Annotated in this window: 22 protein-coding genes; 6 read left to right on the top strand and 16 right to left on the bottom strand. The window is 72.8% G+C overall.

What is annotated here, in order from left to right:
- Nucleotides 1-392: 392 nt before the first annotated feature.
- The 9 genes from ACQEVZ_RS31455 to ACQEVZ_RS31415 form a co-directional block, all read right to left on the bottom strand.
- The gene (locus tag ACQEVZ_RS31455; protein ID WP_344501726.1) at nucleotides 393-965 is read right to left on the bottom strand and encodes a hypothetical protein; all 573 of its coding nucleotides are present in this window, start codon (nucleotides 963-965) and stop codon (nucleotides 393-395) included.
- Nucleotides 962-2,299, bottom strand: coding sequence for a DUF58 domain-containing protein (locus ACQEVZ_RS31450; protein ID WP_433373140.1), 1,338 nt, complete (start codon nucleotides 2,297-2,299; stop codon nucleotides 962-964). The genes ACQEVZ_RS31455 and ACQEVZ_RS31450 overlap by 4 nt, the downstream gene beginning before the upstream one ends.
- Nucleotides 2,292-3,281 carry an AAA family ATPase gene (locus ACQEVZ_RS31445; protein ID WP_344501728.1) on the bottom strand — a complete coding sequence of 330 codons (990 nt, stop codon included), beginning with the start codon at nucleotides 3,279-3,281 and terminating at the stop codon, nucleotides 2,292-2,294. Before ACQEVZ_RS31445 ends, ACQEVZ_RS31450 begins: the two co-directional genes overlap by 8 nt.
- Nucleotides 3,278-3,946 carry a hypothetical protein gene (locus ACQEVZ_RS31440; protein WP_344501729.1) on the bottom strand — a complete coding sequence of 223 codons (669 nt, stop codon included), beginning with the start codon at nucleotides 3,944-3,946 and terminating at the stop codon, nucleotides 3,278-3,280. The genes ACQEVZ_RS31445 and ACQEVZ_RS31440 overlap by 4 nt, the downstream gene beginning before the upstream one ends.
- A complete protein-coding gene (locus tag ACQEVZ_RS31435; protein WP_433373135.1) occupies nucleotides 3,936-4,652 on the bottom strand; it encodes a DUF4129 domain-containing protein in 717 nt (238 codons plus the stop codon). The genes ACQEVZ_RS31440 and ACQEVZ_RS31435 overlap by 11 nt, the downstream gene beginning before the upstream one ends.
- A 19-nt stretch (nucleotides 4,653-4,671) precedes the next feature.
- On the bottom strand, nucleotides 4,672-5,364 hold the full coding sequence (locus ACQEVZ_RS31430; protein WP_344501731.1) for a uracil-DNA glycosylase: 693 nt from the start codon (nucleotides 5,362-5,364) through the stop codon (nucleotides 4,672-4,674).
- A gap of 9 nt (nucleotides 5,365-5,373) precedes the next feature.
- Nucleotides 5,374-6,330, bottom strand: coding sequence for an HAAS signaling domain-containing protein (locus ACQEVZ_RS31425; protein ID WP_433373132.1), 957 nt, complete (start codon nucleotides 6,328-6,330; stop codon nucleotides 5,374-5,376).
- On the bottom strand, nucleotides 6,327-6,650 hold the full coding sequence (locus ACQEVZ_RS31420; protein WP_203845204.1) for a PadR family transcriptional regulator: 324 nt from the start codon (nucleotides 6,648-6,650) through the stop codon (nucleotides 6,327-6,329). The genes ACQEVZ_RS31425 and ACQEVZ_RS31420 overlap by 4 nt, the downstream gene beginning before the upstream one ends.
- A 100-nt stretch (nucleotides 6,651-6,750) precedes the next feature.
- Nucleotides 6,751-7,374: an LppU/SCO3897 family protein gene (locus tag ACQEVZ_RS31415; RefSeq protein ID WP_354890861.1), complete on the bottom strand. Its 624-nt coding sequence runs from the start codon at nucleotides 7,372-7,374 to the stop codon at nucleotides 6,751-6,753.
- Nucleotides 7,375-7,502: 128 nt separating this feature from the next.
- Between ACQEVZ_RS31415 and ACQEVZ_RS31410 the strand changes: the two genes are divergently transcribed.
- Complete coding sequence (locus ACQEVZ_RS31410; RefSeq protein ID WP_344501734.1) at nucleotides 7,503-7,925, top strand: hypothetical protein; 423 nt, start codon at nucleotides 7,503-7,505, stop codon at nucleotides 7,923-7,925.
- Between the two features lie 4 nt (nucleotides 7,926-7,929).
- Here the strand turns inward: ACQEVZ_RS31410 and ACQEVZ_RS31405 are convergent, their stop codons facing one another.
- A complete protein-coding gene (locus ACQEVZ_RS31405; RefSeq protein ID WP_433373127.1) occupies nucleotides 7,930-8,850 on the bottom strand; it encodes an exopolyphosphatase in 921 nt (306 codons plus the stop codon).
- 9 nt (nucleotides 8,851-8,859) lie between these two features.
- Nucleotides 8,860-9,357, bottom strand: coding sequence for an amino-acid N-acetyltransferase (locus ACQEVZ_RS31400; protein WP_344501736.1), 498 nt, complete (start codon nucleotides 9,355-9,357; stop codon nucleotides 8,860-8,862).
- Nucleotides 9,358-9,390: 33 nt separating this feature from the next.
- Between ACQEVZ_RS31400 and ACQEVZ_RS31395 the strand changes: the two genes are divergently transcribed.
- The 3 genes from ACQEVZ_RS31395 (at nucleotide 9,391) to ACQEVZ_RS31385 (ending at nucleotide 11,657) form a co-directional block, all read left to right on the top strand.
- Complete coding sequence (locus ACQEVZ_RS31395; RefSeq protein ID WP_344501737.1) at nucleotides 9,391-9,861, top strand: cellulose binding domain-containing protein; 471 nt, start codon at nucleotides 9,391-9,393, stop codon at nucleotides 9,859-9,861.
- 43 nt (nucleotides 9,862-9,904) lie between these two features.
- Nucleotides 9,905-10,648, top strand: coding sequence for a hypothetical protein (locus ACQEVZ_RS31390; protein WP_433373122.1), 744 nt, complete (start codon nucleotides 9,905-9,907; stop codon nucleotides 10,646-10,648).
- A 67-nt stretch (nucleotides 10,649-10,715) separates the two neighbouring features.
- On the top strand, nucleotides 10,716-11,657 hold the full coding sequence (locus ACQEVZ_RS31385; RefSeq protein ID WP_433373119.1) for a phosphotransferase: 942 nt from the start codon (nucleotides 10,716-10,718) through the stop codon (nucleotides 11,655-11,657).
- A gap of 413 nt (nucleotides 11,658-12,070) precedes the next feature.
- Here the strand turns inward: ACQEVZ_RS31385 and ACQEVZ_RS31380 are convergent, their stop codons facing one another.
- The 5 genes from ACQEVZ_RS31380 to ACQEVZ_RS31360 all read right to left on the bottom strand — a co-directional run bounded on the left by ACQEVZ_RS31380 (nucleotide 12,071) and on the right by ACQEVZ_RS31360 (nucleotide 17,737).
- Nucleotides 12,071-12,622, bottom strand: coding sequence for a DUF501 domain-containing protein (locus ACQEVZ_RS31380; RefSeq protein WP_433373116.1), 552 nt, complete (start codon nucleotides 12,620-12,622; stop codon nucleotides 12,071-12,073).
- Nucleotides 12,623-12,675: 53 nt separating this feature from the next.
- On the bottom strand, nucleotides 12,676-13,101 hold the full coding sequence (locus ACQEVZ_RS31375; RefSeq protein WP_344501741.1) for an FtsB family cell division protein: 426 nt from the start codon (nucleotides 13,099-13,101) through the stop codon (nucleotides 12,676-12,678).
- A gap of 203 nt (nucleotides 13,102-13,304) precedes the next feature.
- Nucleotides 13,305-14,582, bottom strand: a complete 1,278-nt coding sequence (gene eno / locus ACQEVZ_RS31370) for a phosphopyruvate hydratase (RefSeq protein ID WP_344501742.1) — start codon at nucleotides 14,580-14,582, stop codon at nucleotides 13,305-13,307.
- Nucleotides 14,583-14,668: 86 nt separating this feature from the next.
- Nucleotides 14,669-16,282: a DUF885 domain-containing protein gene (locus ACQEVZ_RS31365; protein WP_344501743.1), complete on the bottom strand. Its 1,614-nt coding sequence runs from the start codon at nucleotides 16,280-16,282 to the stop codon at nucleotides 14,669-14,671.
- Between the two features lie 87 nt (nucleotides 16,283-16,369).
- The gene (locus tag ACQEVZ_RS31360; RefSeq protein ID WP_354890859.1) at nucleotides 16,370-17,737 is read right to left on the bottom strand and encodes a PLP-dependent aminotransferase family protein; all 1,368 of its coding nucleotides are present in this window, start codon (nucleotides 17,735-17,737) and stop codon (nucleotides 16,370-16,372) included.
- A gap of 69 nt (nucleotides 17,738-17,806) precedes the next feature.
- Here ACQEVZ_RS31360 and ACQEVZ_RS31355 point away from each other — a divergent pair, with 69 nt between their 5' ends.
- Together ACQEVZ_RS31355 and ACQEVZ_RS31350 are read left to right on the top strand one after the other, a co-directional pair.
- Nucleotides 17,807-18,796, top strand: a complete 990-nt coding sequence (locus tag ACQEVZ_RS31355) for a DMT family transporter (protein ID WP_433373110.1) — start codon at nucleotides 17,807-17,809, stop codon at nucleotides 18,794-18,796.
- Complete coding sequence (locus tag ACQEVZ_RS31350) at nucleotides 18,682-19,467, top strand: patatin-like phospholipase family protein (protein ID WP_354890857.1); 786 nt, start codon at nucleotides 18,682-18,684, stop codon at nucleotides 19,465-19,467. The genes ACQEVZ_RS31355 and ACQEVZ_RS31350 overlap by 115 nt, the downstream gene beginning before the upstream one ends.
- Nucleotides 19,468-19,481 lie beyond the last annotated feature (14 nt).

The raw sequence follows: 19,481 nt of genomic DNA, 5'->3' as shown, positions 1-19,481 counted from the left end.
CGTGACACCTGCCGGTAATGAATCAGATCGTCGAATTCATCTACCGTTTTATCGTAGCGACCGAGTACGACATTTCCGCCGCTCCGCAGGACTGTGAACGGCGCCTCTCACACATACGCCAAACAGCAAATACTTCAATGTCCTGCCGCCGGACCACCTTGACGTGCAGCGCGCCCGCCCCGCCGTCATGCCCAGGGTTGAGCGTGCCAACAGTCCGAGTACCGGCGTTCGCACCCTGGCCCGGTCAGGACGGCGGGCGACCACCGGGCGCGGCGCGCAGGCGCCGCTTGGCCTGCCGCGCGCCTCGGCGCGGGCAGTGCGTCTCGGAGCGGCGCATCGGGGTGCGGGTGAGAATCCCCGCCGGGGCCGCGCCGCGGCAGCGGTGGGGGTTATTACGGCGCTTTGCGGGTGATCAACCAGGCCAGGGTGGCGGCGGCCAGGACGCCTACCAGGGAGGCGAGGAGGAAGACCGGGCCGATGACGGCCTTGACCACGGCCAGGAGCATGACGCTGACGATGGCTGAGGCGCTCACGATGGCGGTGGCGCGCAGGAGCCAGGCGACGATGATGCCCGGGGAGACGATGGCGTCGTAGGGCAGGGCGGCGGCCAGGGCGGACAGGGAGTGGGTGAGGTAGAGGACGGTCGCCAGGGCGATCAGGCGCGGGATGGTGATCTTCTGGCCGTACGTGTAGGTGTTCAGGAGCCAGCCGAAGGCACACAGCAGGATGGCCAGTCCGACCAGGCGGGTGCGGGGGAAGAGGGCGGGCAGCGCGGCCAGTACAGCGGCCATCAGCAGGGCGAGAGGGCTGAGGATCACCTCGGCCGGGAAGGCGACCAGGGCCGCGACCAGGGTGAGCAGGAAGACCGCGAAGCGGACGAGCAGGGGGCCGGCGGCGGCGCGCTCGAGCATGTCCTTGAGGCGGCCCAGGCGGGTGAGCAGGGCGTCCTGCAGCTCCTCGATCATTTGGTGACCGTCCGGGAGAGGGCGACGCGGGCCACGCCGCGCAGGACCTCGTCGAGGCTGCCGGCGCCGCCCCAGGGGACGACGGGGACGCCGTGCTCGCGGAGCTGGCCGATGACGCTGTCGCGTTCGAGGAGCCAGAGGCGGTGGGCGACCGCGCCCCACGGGCCGGTGCCGCGCAGGGCGGCGGAGGGCTCGGTGAGGGTGTCGACGGCGACGACGAAGCGGCCGGCGCGGGCCAGGTTGGCGAGCATCGATGCCGAGCGGGGGTCCAGGAGCGGGGTGAGGACCATGACCAGCGCGTTGTGCTGCACCATGTGCGGGCCGAAGACCGAGGGTGGCGGTTCGTCGGCGACCTGTGCGGGGGCGATGTCGAGCAGCCACTCGAGGGTCGTCATGTAGTGCCTGCGGCCGCTGGCGGGGCGCAGCTGGCGGATCTGGCCGCCGTACTGCAGCAGCGCCACCCGGTCGCCGCGGCGCAGGTAGTGCTCGGCGATGCCGGCGGCGGCGCGGACGGTGGTGTCCAGGACGGACGCGCGGCCGCCGATGCCGCCGGAGCGGCCGGCCTCGTGCAGGGCGTCGAGCAGGACGACGACCTCGGCATCGCGGTCGGAGAGGGTACTGACGACGTGCAGCTCCCGCGTGCGCAGGGAGACGCGCCAGTCGATGCGGCGCAGCCGGTCGCCGGAGCCGAAGCGGCGGACGCCGGCGAGCTCGCCGCCTTCGCCGGGGCGGCGGGAGCGGTGGCCGCCGACGTGGCCGGCGGCGCGGGGCATGGCCTCGGCGGCGTCGAAGTGCTCGATCGCCGGGTACGCCTTGATCGGCAGCGCGGGGGCCTGCACGGCGCGGCTGATGAGCAGGCCGTCGGCGGCGAAGCCGTGCGCGTCGACGGGGCCGAGCGGGTGGCGGCCCCAGCGCAGCACCCGGCCGTGCAGGTCGACGGAGGCGATCGTGCCGGGGTCGACGCCGACGGCGTAGGGGCGGTCGCTGTGCTCCAGGCGGATCCAGCGGGGCACGGCGATGCGGACCACGACGAGGTCGAATCCGCCCGGGTTGGGGTTGCCGACGCCCACGCTCACGTCGAGGTCGGCGCCCTCGACGACGAACGGCTCGGCGGCGGTGACCTCGAGGGTCGGCGCGCGGGCGGGCCGGCGCAGCAGCGACAGGGCGGTGCCGAGGGCGAACGGCGTGGCGAGCAGGACCAGGTCGAAGCGGCCGATGAGGACGGCGACGAACACGAGCACGCCGGCGACGAAGACCGCCCGGCCGAGCGCGCGGGTCGGTTCGAAGGCCCGCGCATGGGACCGCACGCCCGGCGAGGGGCGCCGCTCAGCCACGCCTTCCGCCGTACGTGGGCAGCGCGCCGCTGGCGGGTGCCGGGGTCTGCGCGAGCACCTCGCCCACGACGGCCCGGGGGTCGATGCGCTTGAGCCACATCTCCGGCAGGAGCGTGATGCGGTGGGCGAGGGCGGGCACGGCGACGGCCTTGACGTCCTCGGGGATGACGTAGTCGCGGCCGCTGAGCGCGGCGGCGGCCCGGGCGAGCAGCAGCAGCGCGAGCGAGCCGCGGGGCGAGGCGCCGACGAGGACCTGCGGGTGGGAGCGGGTCGCCGCGGCGAGGGTGACGATGTACCGCCCGATCGAGTCCTCGACGCTGACGTCCTCCAGCGCGCCCTGCATGGCGAGGAGGGTCTCGGAGTCGACGACCGGCTCGAGGATCGCGTCCTCCTGCCGGCGGGACATCCTGCGGCGCAGGACCTCCCACTCCTCGTCGGCGTCCGGGTATCCGAACGACACCCGCAGCAGGAACCGGTCCAGCTGCGCCTCGGGGAGCGGGTAGGTGCCCTCGTACTCGATCGGGTTGGCGGTGGCGAGGACGTGGAACGGCGGGTCCAGCCGGTACGTGGCGCCCTCGACCGACACCTGCCGCTCCTGCATCGCCTCCAGCAGCGCCGACTGCGTCTTCGGCGGGGTGCGGTTGATCTCGTCGGCGAGCAGCAGGTTCGTGAAGACCGGGCCGGCACGGAAGGTGAACTCGTGCGAGCGCTGGTCGTAGAGGAACGAGCCGGTGACGTCGGCGGGCAGCAGGTCGGGGGTGAACTGCAGCCGCCGGAAGCTGATGCCGAGCGCCTGCGCGAACGAGCGCGCGGTCAGCGTCTTCGCGAGACCCGGCAGGTCCTCCAGCAGCACGTGCCCGCCGGCGAGGATCCCGGCCAGCACCAGCTCCAGGGAGTCGCGCTTGCCGACGACCACCGTGCCGACCTGGTCGAGGACCACCTTGGCGATCCGGCCAACCTCGGCCGGTGCGAGCGTCTTCATAGCCCCTCCACCTTCGCGACGATCGATGCTACGTCTCCTGGGCTCGGCACGCGCGACGGCGGCTGGTGCAGCAGCGTCCACAGCTCCTCCCCCAGCAGTGCCCTTGCCTGTCTCGGCGACCCCGCCAGGGTGATCCCGTGCTTCTGCCGCAGCCTGGTGTCGACCAGGTCGGAGATGCGGGGCACGACGAGCGCGGCGAAGCGTTTCGCGTCGCGCTCGCCCCAGACGAGGCGGTCCTCCCACCGGCCGACGGCGAGGCGCAGGCCGTCGAGGACGGGGACGCCGTCGAGGACCTCGCCGGTGCGCCGCGTCCTGGCCAGGGCCTTCTTCTTGGCCAGGGTCGGCGGGCGGACCGGGGTGAGGCCGCGGCCGGTGACGGTGACCGGCAGCTCGTCGGCATGGACCTGCCGCAGCGCCTCCTGGATGATGCCGACCGCCAGGATGCCGAGGAAGACGAGTGGGTACGACACGGTCAGGCCCACCACGTACAGCAGCCCCCAGCCGACGGTGGTGAGCGCGAACGCGATGAACAGCCGCCGGATCCACCAGCGGGTGTCGTAGGGCCGGGACGGGCGGCGCACCGGCCGCGGGTCGGCGGCGACGGCGGTGCGGCCGGCGTCGAAGAGCTCTTCGAGGCTGACCATCTCGTCGGGGTTACGCGCCACGGGCCGCACCTCCCTGCAGCGACAGCTCCGAGCGCAGCTGCCGCAGCGCCTCGATCGCGCCCTGGCGGGACCGCTCGTCGACGGGGCGGGTCGCGTACCGCGCCTCGCGGTAGACGAAGGCGAGCCCTTCGAGGGTCGGCCGGCTGACCTGGTGGCCGGCGAGGAGCCGGGTGACCAGGTCGGTGGGGCTGTCGCCGGTCTCGCGGGGGGTGCCGGCGGCCGCGGCGGCCCGCTCCAGGCGGACCCAGCAGGCGATGACCGCGCGGCGCGGGTCGGTGTCGGTGTCGGAGAGCTCGACGATGCCGGCGTCGACCGCGGCGATCACCTCGGCGCCGCCGTCGGTCATCGGGGTCGGCTGCTTCGGCTCGACGAAGAGCCGGGCCTTGCGCTTCGGGCCGGCGTTGCGCAGCAGCGACCAGGCGAGCCAGCCGACGAGCACCGCGACGACGAGCAGGCACAGGATGCCGGCGGTGTACGTCACCCAGTCGGGGAGCGTGAACGGGGCTTCCTCCGGCGCGGCCGAGGCCAGCGGCCCGCCCGAGGTCATGACGTCCGGCGTCGGGGACACCGCGGGCGGCGTCGCGAGCAGCTCCGGCACGGGCACCTTGCTGATCTCGGGCGACGAGGTGGACGCGGCCGCGGTGGCGATGCCGAGCACGGCGACGACGGCGAGCACCGGCAACCAGCGGTTGAAGGTGCGGTCCATGACATCCCGTCGGTCAGCGTCATCCGATCCCGGCGAGTGCCTTCGCACGGGTGAAAACCTCGTCCAGCATTCCTGGCGTGAGCCTGCCGGTAAAGGTGTTCTGCTGGCTCACGTGGTAACAACCGAGCAACGCGGGGGCGCCGTCGGCCTGCCACAGGGTGCCGTGGCCGAACGGTACCTTTCGTGCCGGTGCTACACCGTAGACGGCGCGCAGCGCGGGCCAGAAGGCGGCCCAGGCGAATCCGCCGAGCGCGACCACGACCCGCAGGGTCGGGCGGATGAGGGCGAGCTCGCGGTGCAGGTAGGGCGCGCAGGTGTCGCGCTCCGCGGGGGTCGGCTTGTTGTCCGGTGGGGCGCACCGCACCGCGGAGAAGATCCTTGTGCGCTCCAGTGACAGGCCGTCGTCACTGCTGACGCTGGTGGGCTGGTTGGCGAGGCCGGCCCGGTGCATGGCGGCGAACAGCACGTCACCGGACCGGTCGCCGGTGAAGATGCGACCGGTCCGGTTCCCCCCGTGTGCGGCGGGTGCCAGGCCGAGGATGGCGAGCGTGGCGTCGTGGGCGCCGAAGCCGGGGACGGGACGGCCCCAGTACTCCTGGTCGCGGAACGCGGCCCGTTTCGTCGCCGCGACCTGCTCCCGCCACTCGACCAGCCGGGGGCACAGCCGGCAGTCGCAGATCTCCGCGTCGAGGAGGTCGAGGTCGTCTGGCACGCCTCAAAACTAGCGGGACGGGCTCGGGCTGAGCGACGCCGACGCCGACGGGGACGCCGATGGCGAACCGGGCGCGGCGGGAGACTCCGATGGAACGGCGGAGGGCGACGCCGACGGCGGCACGGACGGCGACGGCGTCTCGGACTCGCCGGGGCGGGGCGTGCCGAGGCACAGCGGGTAGCTCACCGGCTTGGACTCGTCGCCGGTGGTGCAGCGCCAGTAGTCGCCGACCTGGATCGGCTGGCCGTTCTGGTCGTACAGGGTGATGTGCTGCAGCGAGCGGCCCTGCTCGTCGACCGGGAAGACGTTGGTCACGCTGTCGAAGCGGCCGCCGCTGGTCGGGTAGTAGTCCTGGCTGCTGCCATACCCCCGCAGCAGGCTCGGCGCGTTCGCGATCACGAACAGCACGCCGACGACGGCGACGGCGGTCCCGGCGAACCGGATCCAGCGGGGCGCCCGGGGCACGCCCGTCGCGCCGACGCGGATCGACACGACGATCGCGACCGTCAGCAGCAGCCAGCCGATCGGGTCGTCGAAGCGGTCGGCGGGCACCACGTCCATGGCGAAGATCAGCACCACGATCCCCACCGCGCGGGCGATCCACCAGGCCGGGCGCAGCAGCCGCAGGAACTCCGTCACCCGCGGGTAGCCGATGACCCGGCCGGCGCGCCGGTCGAGCTCCGGCAGGGCCGCGACGAACCGCTCGTAGTAGACGACGACCGGCGCCCGGCGGGCCTCCGCTCCCGCGGCGGCGTCGAGACCGGCGGCGGCGCGCAGCTCGGCGGCGTAGGTCGCCGGCGGGCCGAGCCGGTCGACGAGCGGGCCGCCCTGCTCCTCGAGCACCTCGGCGAAGTGCGCCGGCAGGTCCTCGAGCAGCTCGTCGCGGGTCTCCGCGGGCAGGTCGGCGAGGGCCGCGGCCACCCGCTCGTAGTAGTAGTCGATCTCGATCGTGGCTGCCTCGGTCACGACGTCTCCCCGATCAACTGGTCCATGGTCGTGGCGAAGCCCCGCCACACCTTGCCCGAGGCGCCGAGCTGGGTCCGGCCGGCGGCGTTCAACGCGTAGTACTTGCGGTGCGGCCCCGACTCGCTGGGGACCACGTAGGTGGTGAGCATCCCGGCCTGGAAGAGCCGGCGCAGGGTGCCATACACGGAGGCGTCGCCGACCTCGTCGAGCCCGGCCGACCGAAGGCGGCGCAGGATGTCGTAGCCATACCCGTCCTCGTCCCGCAGGACGGCGAGCACGGCCAGGTCGAGGACCCCTTTGAGCAGCTGGGTGGTGTCCACGTGAAGCAGAGTAGTACGCAATGCGCAGTACTATCAAGTGCACAAGCCGACGGGCGGCCCGCGTGTCGCGGACCGCCCGTCAGGGCGTGCTTCGGGGGAACTACTTGGCGGGACCCAGGCAGAGCGCCTGCCCCTTGGCCGGGTCGGTGCCCTGCCAGAGCACGGACTCCGCGCCCTGCTCGATGTACGCGTCGCAGACGGTGGTCTTCTGCTTCAGCGCGTCGGCCCGCGCCACCTTGTCGACGATGCCGATGACCTTGTACTTCGCCTTGGCGTCGGTGCACTTGACGATGTTGAGGTCGACCTCTTTGGTGCTCGAGCCGGTGATCTCGTCACCCGCGAGGCAGTCGCCGACCTTGGCGTTGGTCGAGCTGTCCTTGGCGAAGTACCAGATCGCGCCGCCACACCCGACGCACAGCACGGCGAGGACCGCGACGATGATCAGGATGACCTTGCCGGCCTTGCCCCGGCGGGGCGGGGGCGGCGGGGCGCCGAAGGGCGGGCCGGGCGGCGCGCCGAAGGGAGGCTGGTCGCCGTACTGCGGGGCGCCACCGTACTGCGGCTGCTCCCCGTACTGCGGGGCGCCGAACTGGGGCTGCTGCCCGTACTGCGGCTGTTGCCCGTACTGCGGCTGCTGGCCGTACTGTGGTGGCTGCTGCCCGTATGGATCACCGCCACCGGGGGGCGGCGGATAGCCGCCGGGCGGCGGGTACTGATCAGACATGTGCTTCCTTCCGGATATGCCGCAAATATCACCCTAACGTGCCCCTTAGGCGCGGGGGTGACGGCCCACGATAACCGCAGGTGCGAGATGCATACAGTCAGGTGCGCGCACGTATTACGGTGTGCGCCGTGACCGATCTGTTGAAACGCCTCGCCTCAGCGCCCGGTGTCTACCGCGGGCGCGGCGACGGGCTGGAGTCCGGGCCGTTCGTCGCCCGCATCAAGGTGACGTCGGTGGTGCGCGGCAACGCGATCACCCTCGACTACGAGGCGGTCAGTGACAGCAAGGGCCTGCAACACGTTGAGCACACCATCCTCACGGCGAGTGAGGCCGGGCGGCTCGAACTCCACGTCACGTGCCTGGAACTGCCCGGTGTGACCCGGTTTGTGGAGCACGAGCCCGGGGTGTTCAACGCGTACGAGGGACCCATGCCAGCGAAGATCATCATGACGATGCCGGCCGAGGGCGTCCTGACCTACGGCTGGTGGTGGTCCCGCGACGACGCCGACCCGCGCGAGCAGTCCCGCGCCGAGGTGCGCCGCACCGGCTGACCTTTTACTGACGCAAACACGACATCGCGACACCGTCCAGAATGTCCGACTCGGACGCGATGACGTCGACGGCGCCGGCCCGTTCGAGGATGATGCGCAGGATCAGCGCACCGGCACCGATCACGTCGGCGCGCCCCGGGTGCATGACGGCGTTGGCGAGCCGCTGCTCCGGCGTGGCGGCGAGCAGGTCCGCGGTCACCTTCGCCACGTCGGCGGTGGAGACCCGGGCCCGGTGGATGCGCTCCGGCACGTATTCGGTCAGCCCCAGCGCCAGGGCGGTGACGGTGGTCACCGACCCGGCCAGCCCCACGAACGTGCGGGCCCGGCCGGCGTCGACCGCCGCGAGGGCCCGGTCGACCCCGCCGGTGATGTCCTTCTCGGCCGCCGCGACCTGCGCCGCCGTCGGTGGGTGGTCGTGCAGGTGGCGCTCGGTGAGCCGGACGCAGCCGATGTCGACGCTGATCGCGGCGTCGACGCCGCCAGCGGAGCCCACCACGAACTCGGTCGAGCCGCCGCCGATGTCGAAGACCAGGAACGGCGGCTCGGCCCCCAGCCCCTGGACCGCGCCGGCGAACGTGAGGCGGGCCTCCTCGTCGCCGCTGACGACCTCCGGGGCGAAGCCGAGGGTGGCGGTGACCATGGCCCGGAAGTCGTCGGCGTTGGACGCGTCGCGGCTCGCGCTGGTGGCGACCATCCGGGCGCGGTCCACCCCGGCCGCGGCGATCTCGGCCGCGTAGTGGACCAGGGCGACACGGGTGCGCTCGATCGCCGCCTCCGCCAGCCGCCCCGTCCGGTCGACGCCCTCGCCCAGCCGCACGATGCGCATCTGCCGGGTGACGTCGACGAGCGACCCGTCGGGCTGGGCATCGGCGATCAGCAGGCGGACGGAGTTCGTTCCACAGTCGATGGCCGCGACGCGAGTCATGCGATCAAGCTACAGATGCAGCAGCATCCGGTGGTTGCCGAGGGTGTTGGGCTTGACCCGCTCCAGGTCGAGGAACTCCGCGACGCCCTCGTCGTACGAACGCAGCAGCTCCTCGTAGACCTGATGGGTGACCGGCGTGCCGTCGATCGGCACGAAGCCGAACGAGCCGAAGAACCGGGTCTCGAACGTGAGCACGAACACCCGCCGGACGCCGATCTCGCGGGCCGCGGTGAGCAGCTCCGACACGATCCTGTGCCCGATCTTGTGCCCGCGCGTGGTCGGATCGACCGCGACGGTGCGCACCTCGGCCAGGTCCTCCCACATGACGTGCAGCGCGCCGCAGCCGACGATCACCCCGTCGCGCTCGGCGACCCAGAACTCCTGCACGGCCTCGTACAGCGCCACCATCGGCTTCGACAGCAGCCGCCGGTCCGCCACGTACATGGCGACCAGCCGCCGGATGCCCCGCACGTCTGCGGTCCGGGCCCGCCGGACGGTTACCTCCATGACGGTCAGGGTAGTGGCGCGCGGATGTGGCATATGACACGTGAGCGCGTGCTTGTCGTCACCGCCGCGGTGGCGACCGTGGCCGCGGGCACCATGACCGTTTTGTACCTGACGCAGGAACCCGCCGCGAAGGTGGTGACTGTGGAGCGGCCCCAGCTCGTGACGCCGAGCGCCTCGGCCGGCAAACCTGTCGCGAAGGGCGGCGTGAAGGCCGGCTACGCCGTGCGCAGCAAGTGGAAGGACGGCTTCAACGCCGAGGTGACGGTCACCAACATCGGCAGCCAGCCGCTGCAGGGCTGGGTCGTGCAACTGCAGCTGCCGCCGCACGTGGACCCGACGTCCACCTGGGGCGCCGCGGCCGAGCACAAGGCCGACCGGCTGACGCTGCGCTCCCAGTCGTGGAACACCTACCTGGAGCCGGGCGGGTCGATCCGGATGGGGTTCGAGGCGAAGGGCGCCGCGGCCGACCCGGTCAGCTGCACCGTCAACGGGTCGCCCTGCTGACAGTTCGTTGAAAGACCCGGTGACCGGCCCCACATTGGGCGGCATGCATCGTGCCGGTACCCGAATCCTGACCGTCGTGCTCGCTACCGCCCTCGGCGCCGGCGCGCTCGGCTGCGGTCTCATCAACCAGGTCAAGCAGACCGTCGACAACGTCTCCGCGATCACCGACCTCGCCGACCGGATGGGCAAGTCCGGGAGCCTGACCTTCACCGCCGAGTACAAGACCGACGACGGCACCCCGACGACCGTGGTGCAGCAGCCGCCGAAGGCCGCGTACATCGGCAAGGACGGCCGCTTCATCCTCACCGAGGACGCACTGCTGGTCTGCACCGGCAAGAGCGGCCAGAAGGTCGTCTGCCAGAAGAGCGCCGTGCAGACCGGCCAGCTGTCCTCCGCCGACCAGGCCGCCTACCTCTCCGCCGTCGCGGGCGGTGGCTTCATCAACACGGAGATGGCGCTCGGCCTGATGACGGCGGCGGCTCTTGTACCGGGTGTCAAGATCGCCGAGAACACCGCGACCATCGCCGGCCAGAAGAGCGACTGCCTCGACGTCACCGGTATCCCGCAGGACGCCAACGCGGGCCCGAACGACGTCACCGCCAAGGAGTTCCACGTCTGCGTCGCCGAGAGCGGCCTGCTCACCCGCTTCAAGGGTGTGGGCACCGACGACAAGGCCATCGGCGTCGAGCTCAGCAAGTACAGCGACAAGGTCGACGCGCAGGCGTTCGTCGCCCCGAAGGGCGCCCAGATCGTCGAGGGCACCGCTCCGCCGGTCGCTGGTAAGTAACCATTCCTGTCCTACTCTGTAGTCGTCGGGCGGCGAAGGCGCCGGGGCTGCCGTAACGTGCAGAACCGTGCTGACGCCGCCCGCTGGTCTTCCCGAAGACGCGCTCAAGGAGGCCCTTCTCCGCGAGTGGGGCCTTTCCGTCGCGTCGCTGGGCTACCAGGCGGTCGGCTTCGGCAGCCACCACTGGGAGGTCGCCGACGACGGCGGCAACCGCTGGTTCGTCACCGTCGACCAGGACGCCGACGTCGCCCGCCTCACCGCGTCGCTGAGCGTCGCCGTCGACCTGCACGCCACCGGCCGCACCTTCGCCGTCGCCCCCGTGCCGACCCGCCGCGGCGAGCCGCTGTTCCTGCTGGGGCGCTTCGCCGTCGCGCTGTTCCCGTTCGTCGACGGGCAGAGCTTCGACTGGAACGCCTTCCGCGGCCCCGAGCACCGCCAGGCCACCCTCGACATGATCATCCAGCTGCACACCGCGCCCTCGATCGTCCACCGCCACGCCCGCGTCGACGACTTCGCCGTCCCCGGCCGCGCCGAGATCGAGGCGGCGCTGAAGGCTCCCGGCCCCGACTGCGGCCCCTACGCCCGCCTGGCGGCGGAGCTCCTCGCCGGCCACCGGGAGGCCCTGGCCGGCCTGCTCGCCCGCTACGACGAGCTGGTCCTGGACAGCCACGGCGAGCCGGTCCGCGCGGTCCTCACCCACGGCGAGCCGCACTCGGGCAACACCATGCTCACCCCGACCGGCTGGCGCCTCATCGACTGGGACACCGTCCTGATCTCCCCGCCCGAGCGCGACCTGTGGCTCATCGAGCCCGGCGACGGCTCGATCTTCTCGGCCTACGCGGCGGCCACCGGCGTCCTGCCCCGCCCCTCGACCATCATGCTGTACCAGCTGCGCTGGGCCCTGACCGACATCGCCGTCGAGGTGCGCCGCTTCCGCCGCCCCCACACCGGCACCGCCGACGACCTCGAAGGCTGGGAGATCCTCCGCTCCGTCGTCACCCGCATCTAGCTGTGCTGCAACTCCCCCACCGCTGCCGCGGGTCCCGACGGGGATGCGCTGCGCTGCCTGCCCACTGCTGGCGCGGCGGGATGCTCACCCGCACCCCGATGCGCCACTCCGCGGCGCACTGCCTACGCCGAGGCGCGTGGCAGGGAAAGCGGCGCATGTGCCGGATCCGGCCTTCACCGCCGCCGTGGCGGCACCCCTCGCGAAGACGTTGATCAATGCCCCTGCTTGCGGCTTTTGTTCCATAGATGTTGCGCGATCCACCCCCAAAATGATCGCTGAAATGTCGGTGGATCGCGTTCCGTCTATGCGGAAAAGGGGCTTTTCAGGGCATTGATCAATGTCAGTTTGGGGCGACGGGCCGGGTTCAGCGGGGTGCGCTCAGAGCGGCAGCGGTCTGCCTGCCAGGGCTGCGGTCAGGCGGGTGGGGGGACGCAGGGGCCGGAGGCCCACCACTCGGCGGCCAGGGCGAGGGTCTCGTCGCCGAACGGGTTGACGCCCGGGCCGACCGCGAGGGCGTGGCCCAGGTGGACGTGCAGGCACTTCACGCGGGTCGGCATGCCGCCGGCCGAGACGCCGGCGATCTCGTCGACGTGGCCGACCTGTTCGCGGCGGCGGAGGTAGTCCTCGTGGGCCGCTTCGTACGCCTTGCGCAGCTCAGGGTCCTCGGCGAGGCGGGCGCCCATCTCGCGCATCAGGCCGGACGACTCCAGGCGGCTGCACTCGTGCACGGCACGCGGGCAGGTCAGGTAGAACAGGGTCGGGAACGGGGTGCCGTCGGGCAGCCTGGGGGTCGTCTCGACCACGTCGGGCAGGCCGCAGGGGCAGCGGTGGGCGACCGCGCGCGTGCCGCGCGGGGTGCGGCCGAGCTGGGCGGCCACCACCGCGAGATCCTCCTCGGTGGCCGGCTCGAATTCCGTCCCGGCAGCGGGCGCCGACCCGGCATCGGGAGCCGCGTCAGCGGGCACAGGCGAAGAGGCCGCCGACCCGGGGGCCGTCGGCTCGAATTCCGTTGTCATCCTCAGTCCGCCGCCTCGACGCTCGACCACAGTTTGCCGTACCAGGGCCGGGCGGACTTCTCCGCGCCGGGGATCGCCGCCGGGTCGGTCTGCTGGCCGCGCGCCGGGTCGATCACGACGATCGACTTCTCGCCCGGCAGCACCATGTTGAGCCGCTGGCGGGCCTGGCTGATCACATACTCGTTGTCGTTCCACTTCGCCGCCCGCTCCGCCATCTCGGCGATCTTGACGGTCTGCCGCTCCTGGCTCTGCTCCAGGGCGGCGATCTCCGCCTGCTGGGCCAGGTAGACCCGGACCGGGTAGGCGTAGGCGAGCAGCAGGACGCTCAGGAGGAGGCCGAGGACCACGGCTCGGCTGGTGAAGCGCTTGGGCTGCGGCGCCCGGGTGCGCATCGCGGCGCCGCCGGACGACACGGACCTGCGGGCCACGGTCGGTCTGGCCGGTGCCCGGCCCGCTCCGGCCCGCCCGGCAGCGCCCCGAGGACCCGAGGCCCTGGTGGGCGTGCCGCGCCCGCCCGGCCTGGTGCGCTGCTGCATGCCCTCCCCCTAGGTTCGCCGCCGGGGGCTGTGCCACCACCCCCGGAGAAGCGCCCGCGGCTCCCCCAGGAGAGAGCCGCGGGCGTGAAACCGGACTAACGGTACCGCGGGAACGCGCCCCGACCGGCGTAGCGCGCCGCGTCGTCGAGCTCGTCCTCGATGCGCAGGAGCTGGTTGTACTTGGCGACCCGCTCGGACCGGGCCGGGGCGCCGGTCTTGATCTGGCCGCTGCCGACCGCGACCGCGAGGTCGGCGATCGTGGTGTCCTCGGTCTCGCCGGAGCGGTGGCTCATCATCGTGCGGAAGCCGGCGCGGTGCGCCAGGTCGACGGCGTCGAGCGTCTCGGTGAGCGAGCCGATCTGGTTGACCTTGACGAGCACCGCGTTGGCGGTGTCGGTGGCGATGCCACGGGCGATGCGCTGCGGGTTGGTGACGAAGAGGTCGTCGCCGACGATCTGGATGCGGCCGCCGAGCGCGTCGGTCATCGCCTTCCAGCCGTCCCAGTCCTCCTCCGACAGCGGGTCCTCGATGGACACGATCGGGTAGGCGTCGACGAGCTGGGTGTAGTAGGCGATCATCTCGTCGGAGGACTTGCCGCCACCCTCGAAGGTGTACGCGCCCTCCTTGTAGAACTCGGTGGCGGCCACGTCGAGGGCGAGGACGATGTCGCTGCCGAGCGAGAAGCCGGCCTTCTCCACGGCCTCCGCGATCAGGTCGAGCGCGGCGGCGTTGGTCGGCAGGTTGGGCGCGAAGCCACCCTCGTCGCCGAGGCCGGTCGACAGGCCCTTCTTCTTCAGGACCGACTTGAGCGAGTGGTAGACCTCGGCACCGGTGCGCAGCGCCTCGCGGAAGGTCGGCGCGCCGATCGGGGCGATCATGAACTCCTGGACGTCGACGTTGGAATCGGCGTGGGAGCCACCGTTGAGGATGTTGAGCATCGGCACCGGCAGCAGGTGCGCGTTGGGGCCGCCGAGGTACTTGAACAGGCTGAGACCGGCCGAGTCGGCGGCGGCCTTGGCGACCGCGAGGGACACGCCCAGGATCGCGTTGGCGCCGAGGTTGGCCTTCTCCGGCGTGCCGTCGAGGTCGAGCATGGCCTGGTCGACGAGGCGCTGCTCGGTGGCGTCGAAGCCGCGGACGGCCTCGGCGATGCGCTCGTTCACGTTCTCGACGGCCTTCTCGACGCCCTTGCCGAGGTAACGCTTCGAGTCGCCGTCGCGCAGCTCGTTGGCCTCGAAGGCGCCGGTCGAGGCGCCGGACGGGACAGCCGCGCGGGCCAGGGTGCCGTCGTCGAGGACGACCTCGACCTCGACGGTCGGGTTGCCCCGCGAGTCGAGGATCTCCCGCGCGCCGATTGCTTCAATCGTGGCCACTGTCACTCCTTGCAGACAAAGATTGGTCGGCCGCCACGGTGCGGCACCCTGAGCCTATCGGTTGCACCGATCTTGCCGACCTGGACCTAGATGTTGAGCAGCGTTCGCAGGTGACGGGGCGGGGGTGAGCCGTGCGCGAGCATCTGGTCGTGCCAGTCGCGCAGCGTGACGTTCACCGGTCGTTCATCGGCGATCTCGCGGACCTCGGTGTAGCCCACGAAGTACGTCGACAGCTGCGTCGAGGACAGCAGCGCCCGGCGCCACTTCCCGGCCGCCTCGCCCTCCTCCTGGAAGCCGGGGCCCATCATGAGCTCCATCGCCTCCTGCTCGGTCATCCCGTCGCAGTGGATCCGCTGGTCGATGATGGCGTTGATGCTCATCCGCAGCTGCATCTTGAGCTGCTGCAGCCGCACCGGCAGGCCACCGAATCCGCGCTCGGCCAGCAGCTGCTCCGCGTACACCGCCCAGCCCTCGACGAACGGCCCGCTCCAGCCGATCACCCGGGCCCGCGTGCGGCCCCGGAAGCGTCGGGCGTGCGCGAGCTGCAGGAAGTGGCCGGGGGTCGCCTCGTGGACCGTGAGGTCGCGCAGCATGTGGCTGTTGTACTCGCGGTAGAACGACGCGACCCGCTCCGCGCTCCAGTCCGACGGGGTGGGTGAGATGCAGTAGAACGTCGGCAGCTCGGCGGACTCCAGCAGGCCGGGGGGATCGCAGTACGCGACGGCGAACCCCCGGGCGAACTCCGGCATCTCCATGATGACCAGCGGGTCGTCGATGAGGGTGACGAGGTCGTGCTCCCGGACGAACGCGGTGGCCTCCGCGAGGGCGACCTTCGCCAGGTCCACGATCGTGTCGTTGTCGGGCACGTCGGCGGCGGCCTGCGCGAACGCGGCGCGGACCGTCTCGTCGGACTCCGGCCCGCCGGTCAGCTCGGCGGCCGCCGCCCGCAGCTGGGCGGTCACCTCCGCGAGGTTGTCCTCGGCGCGCCGCAGGACCGTCGCGGCGCCGAGCTCGGTGTCCAGGGTGTGCCACAGCCGGGCCTCCCACAGCCGCCGGCCGAGCCGCGGGTCCCGGTCGGCGGTGTCGATCCGCTCGCGCAGCCAGGCGGCGAACCCGTCGAGCTCGGCCGCGGCCCGCTCCTGCAACGGGCGGACCACGTCGGCCAGCCCGGGCGCCTCCTTCAGCAGATCGCCGAGCTCGTCCCGTACCAGTGCCGCGGTGCCCTGGAACTGCCCCGCCGCGGTCTCCACGTGGACCCGTGGCATGTCCGTGAGCGTGTCCCGGGCGGTCGCGAGCGCGTCGGGGATCGCCGACAGCCGCGCCGCGATCGACACCAGGCGCTCCTCCGCCGGCGCGAACGGCCGGGCGATCAGCGCGTTCAGCAGCGTCGCCGGGTTGTGGGCGAGCGGGTTCCACTCGTGTTCGCGGATCTCGGTCCGCTCGAACAGCATCCGCTCGACCCGCGCCAGGAGCACCGCGTGGTCGACCTGCTCCTGCGGGTCCAGCAGGTCGAGGTCGACCTGGGTCAGCGCGGCGGAGGCGTCGCGGAGCATGTCGACGTCGCCGGCGACCGCCTCCGCGGACAGGTCCGGCAGCCGGTCGTCGAAGCGGTGGTCGCCGGCCGACGCCGCGAGCCGGGGGTCGGACTCCAGCAGCGCGTCGGCGATGTGCTCGGCCAGTGGCACGAAGTCATGCGGCATGGCTTCGAACCTAGCCGAGAAACCAAAACGAGGAACCTGGCCGAGAAACCAAACGAGGAACCTGGCCGAGAAACCAGGACGAGGAACCTAGACGAGACCGGCGAGGGTCCGGACCGCTCTGGCGAGCTCGTGCGGGGTGTGCGCGGCGTACCCGAGGACGAGCCCCGGCGGTCCCTTGCGGACCCGCAGCGACGACAGTGCGAGGGGCCCGAGCCCGCTCGCGAGCGCCCGCTGCGCCACGGCCCGGTCGTCGGTGCCCGGCGGCAGCTCCACGACCAGGTGCAGCCCGGCGGCGATCCCGCCGATGCGGGCCCGCGGCAGGTGCCGGCGCAGCGCGGCGACCACCGCGTCGCGGCGCTCCCGGTGCAGCCGCCGGGCCCGGCGCAGGTGCCGGTCGTAGCCGCCGGCAGCGAGGAACTCGGCGAACGCGAGCTGCTGCAGCGCCGGCCCGCCGTTGTCGGCGTCCGCCTTCGCCGCGCGCAGCGTCTGGTGGAGCCCCGGCGGCGGCGCGAGCCAGCCCAGCCGCAGCCCCGGCGCGAGGACCTTGCTCACCGAGCCGACGAGCGCGACCCGGTCCGGCGCGAGCCCCTGCAGGCAGGCGACGGGCTCGCGGTCGTAGCGGTGCTCGGCGTCGTAGTCGTCCTCGACGATCAGCCCGCCGACCCGGCGGGCCCAGGCGATCAGGTCGGTGCGCCGCTGCGGGGCGAGCACCACGCCGGTCGGGAACTGGTGCGCGGGGGTGACGACGACCGCCGTGCACCTGCTGCGCGCGAGCGCCCGCACGTCGAGGCCGTCGTCGTCGACCGGCACCGGCACCACGTCGAGCCCGAGCCGCTGCAGGTGCTCCCGCAGCGCCGACGGGCCCGGATCCTCCAGCGCGATCCGCCGCACGTCCTGCGCCAGCAGCGCCTTCGCCAGCAGGGCCAGGCCCTGGGTGACGCCGGCGGTGACGATCAGCCCTTCCGGCGGCACCAGCGCGGCCCTGACCCGCCCGAGGTAGCCCGACAGCTCCTGGCGCAGCCGGGGCGCGCCGGTCGCGTCGCCGTAGTCGAAGTCGGCGTCCAGGGCGCTGGTCAGGGCCGTCTCGTACGCCCGCCGCCACGCCGTGCGCGGGAACATCCCCAGGTCGGGCACGCCCGGCCGCAGCGGCGCGACCGCGACGGGCCGGTCCGGCGGGTCGCTGCGACGGCGCTGCACCGGTGCGGAGACGGCGGCGACGACCGTCCCGGACCCCCGCCGCGTCAGCAGGCGCCCCTCGGCCGTGAGCTGCTCGTATGCCCCGACGACAAGGCCTCGCGAGACACCGAGGTCGGCGGCGAGGTCCCTGGTCGACGGCAGCCGCGTCCCCGGCGCCAGCCGCCCCCCGGTGATCGCCTCGCGGAGCGCACCGACGAGCTGGTCGCCGACCCGCGGCCGAGTGCGGTCAAGCTCGACCAACGCCTCCCAGACCGACAAAGTGGACCTCCAAACGCGGGGCTCGGTGGCACTGTAGCGTGGACCACTGGCGATCGTAAGTTCGCTGTCATGAACCGGCTGCACACCTTCTACTGCGTGCTGACCTGCGCGATCCTGGGCTCCTCGTTCACCGTCAGCCGGTCGCTGGCCGGCTTTCCCGTCCTGACCGGCCAGGCGCTGCGCTACACCCTCGCCGCGGCCGCGCTCGCCCTTCTCACCAGCTGGCTACGGCCCACGGGCCGCGAGCTGCTGCGCCTGGTGGGCGTCGCGGCGACCGGGCTGGTCGGTTTCAACGTCCTGCTCATGTACGCCCTGCGCCACGCCGACCCCGCGGCCATCGGCACGATCGTCGGCGCCAGCCCGCTGCTGCTCGCCCTGCTCGGCCCCCTGCAGGAGCGCCGCCGCCCCGCCCCGCGCCTGCTCCTCGCCGCCGCGGTCGTGGTCCTCGGCGCGGTCCTCGTGCAGGGCGGCGGCCGTATCGACGGCGCGGGCCTCGCCGCCGCGACCGGCGTCCTCGTCTGCGAGGCGGCGTTCTCGCTGCTGGCCGCGCCGCTGCTGCCCCGGCTGGGGCCGGTGCGGGTGTCGGCGTGGAGCACCGCCCTCGCCGTCCCGCTCCTCCTCGTCGCCCTCCCCTTCACCGGCGAGGTGCCGCGCCTGCCGTCCGCCGGCGAGGCCGCCGCCCTGGCCTTCCTGGGGCTGGTGCTGACCGTGGTCGCGTTCGTCTGCTGGTACAGCGGCGTCGCCCACCTCGGCATCGAACGCGCCGGCGTGTTCGTCGGCCTGGTCCCGGTCTTCGCCCTGATCACGGTCGCCGTGGTGGACCGGGTCACGCCCGACCCGCGCCAGCTGCTCGGCGTCGCGGCCGTCTCCGCCGGCCTGGTCCTCGGCCTGCGCGGCGGTCCGCGATCCCCGGACACCGGCGCCGGCCGTGATAACCAGGATGCATGGAACGCACCGCACTCGTCCTCGGCGCCGGCGGCATCACCGGCGTCGCCTGGCAGCTCGGTCTCCTCATCGGCCTCGCCCAGCAAGGCCTCGACCTCACCCGCGCGGACCTGATCGTCGGCACCTCCGCCGGCGCGATCACCGGCGCCCTGGTCGCCGCCGGCCACGACCCGGCCGCCGCGGCCGCGATGGAGGCCCCGCTCGGCCCCGGCGACCCGCGCATCCGCGCCGACTGGACCCGCGGCGCCGTCGCGTTCCAGCTGCTGCAGGACCCGTCGCTGCCACCCGCTGAGCTGCGCCGCCGGATCGGCGCGATCGCCCTCGAAGCCGAGGTCGGGCCGCCCGAGCCGTGGCTGGCGTCCTTCGCCCGCCGCCTGCCGATCGACCGCTTCCCCGACCGCCTGCTCGTCACCGCCGTCGACACCGCCACCGGCGAGCCGGCCTTCTGGACGGCGGCGTCGGGCGTCCCGCTGGTGCCGGCCGTCGCGGCGAGCTGCGCGGTGCCGTGCCTGTTCCCGCCGATGCCCGTCAACGGCGGCAGGTACATGGACGGCGGCGTCCGCTCCCGCACCAACGCCGACCTGGCCGCCGGCTACGACCGCGTCGTCGTCCTCGCCCCGCGCATCCCGATGCTCCAGCGCGACACCCCCGCCACGGGCACGCTGATCGAGCCGGACCCGGCCGCCCAGTCCGCCATCGGCGGCAACGTCTTCGACCCGTCCCGCTGGCCCGCCGTCGTCGAGGCCGCCACCCATCAGGGCGCCACCCACCCTCTCCCCTGGTAGAAGGGGGCGGGATC

Origin of the sequence: Dactylosporangium sp. CA-152071 (assembly GCF_050936335.1) — a bacterium.
Taxonomy (GTDB): Bacteria; Actinomycetota; Actinomycetes; order Mycobacteriales; family Micromonosporaceae; genus Dactylosporangium; species Dactylosporangium maewongense.
This window is presented reverse-complemented; position numbering and strand designations above follow the sequence as displayed.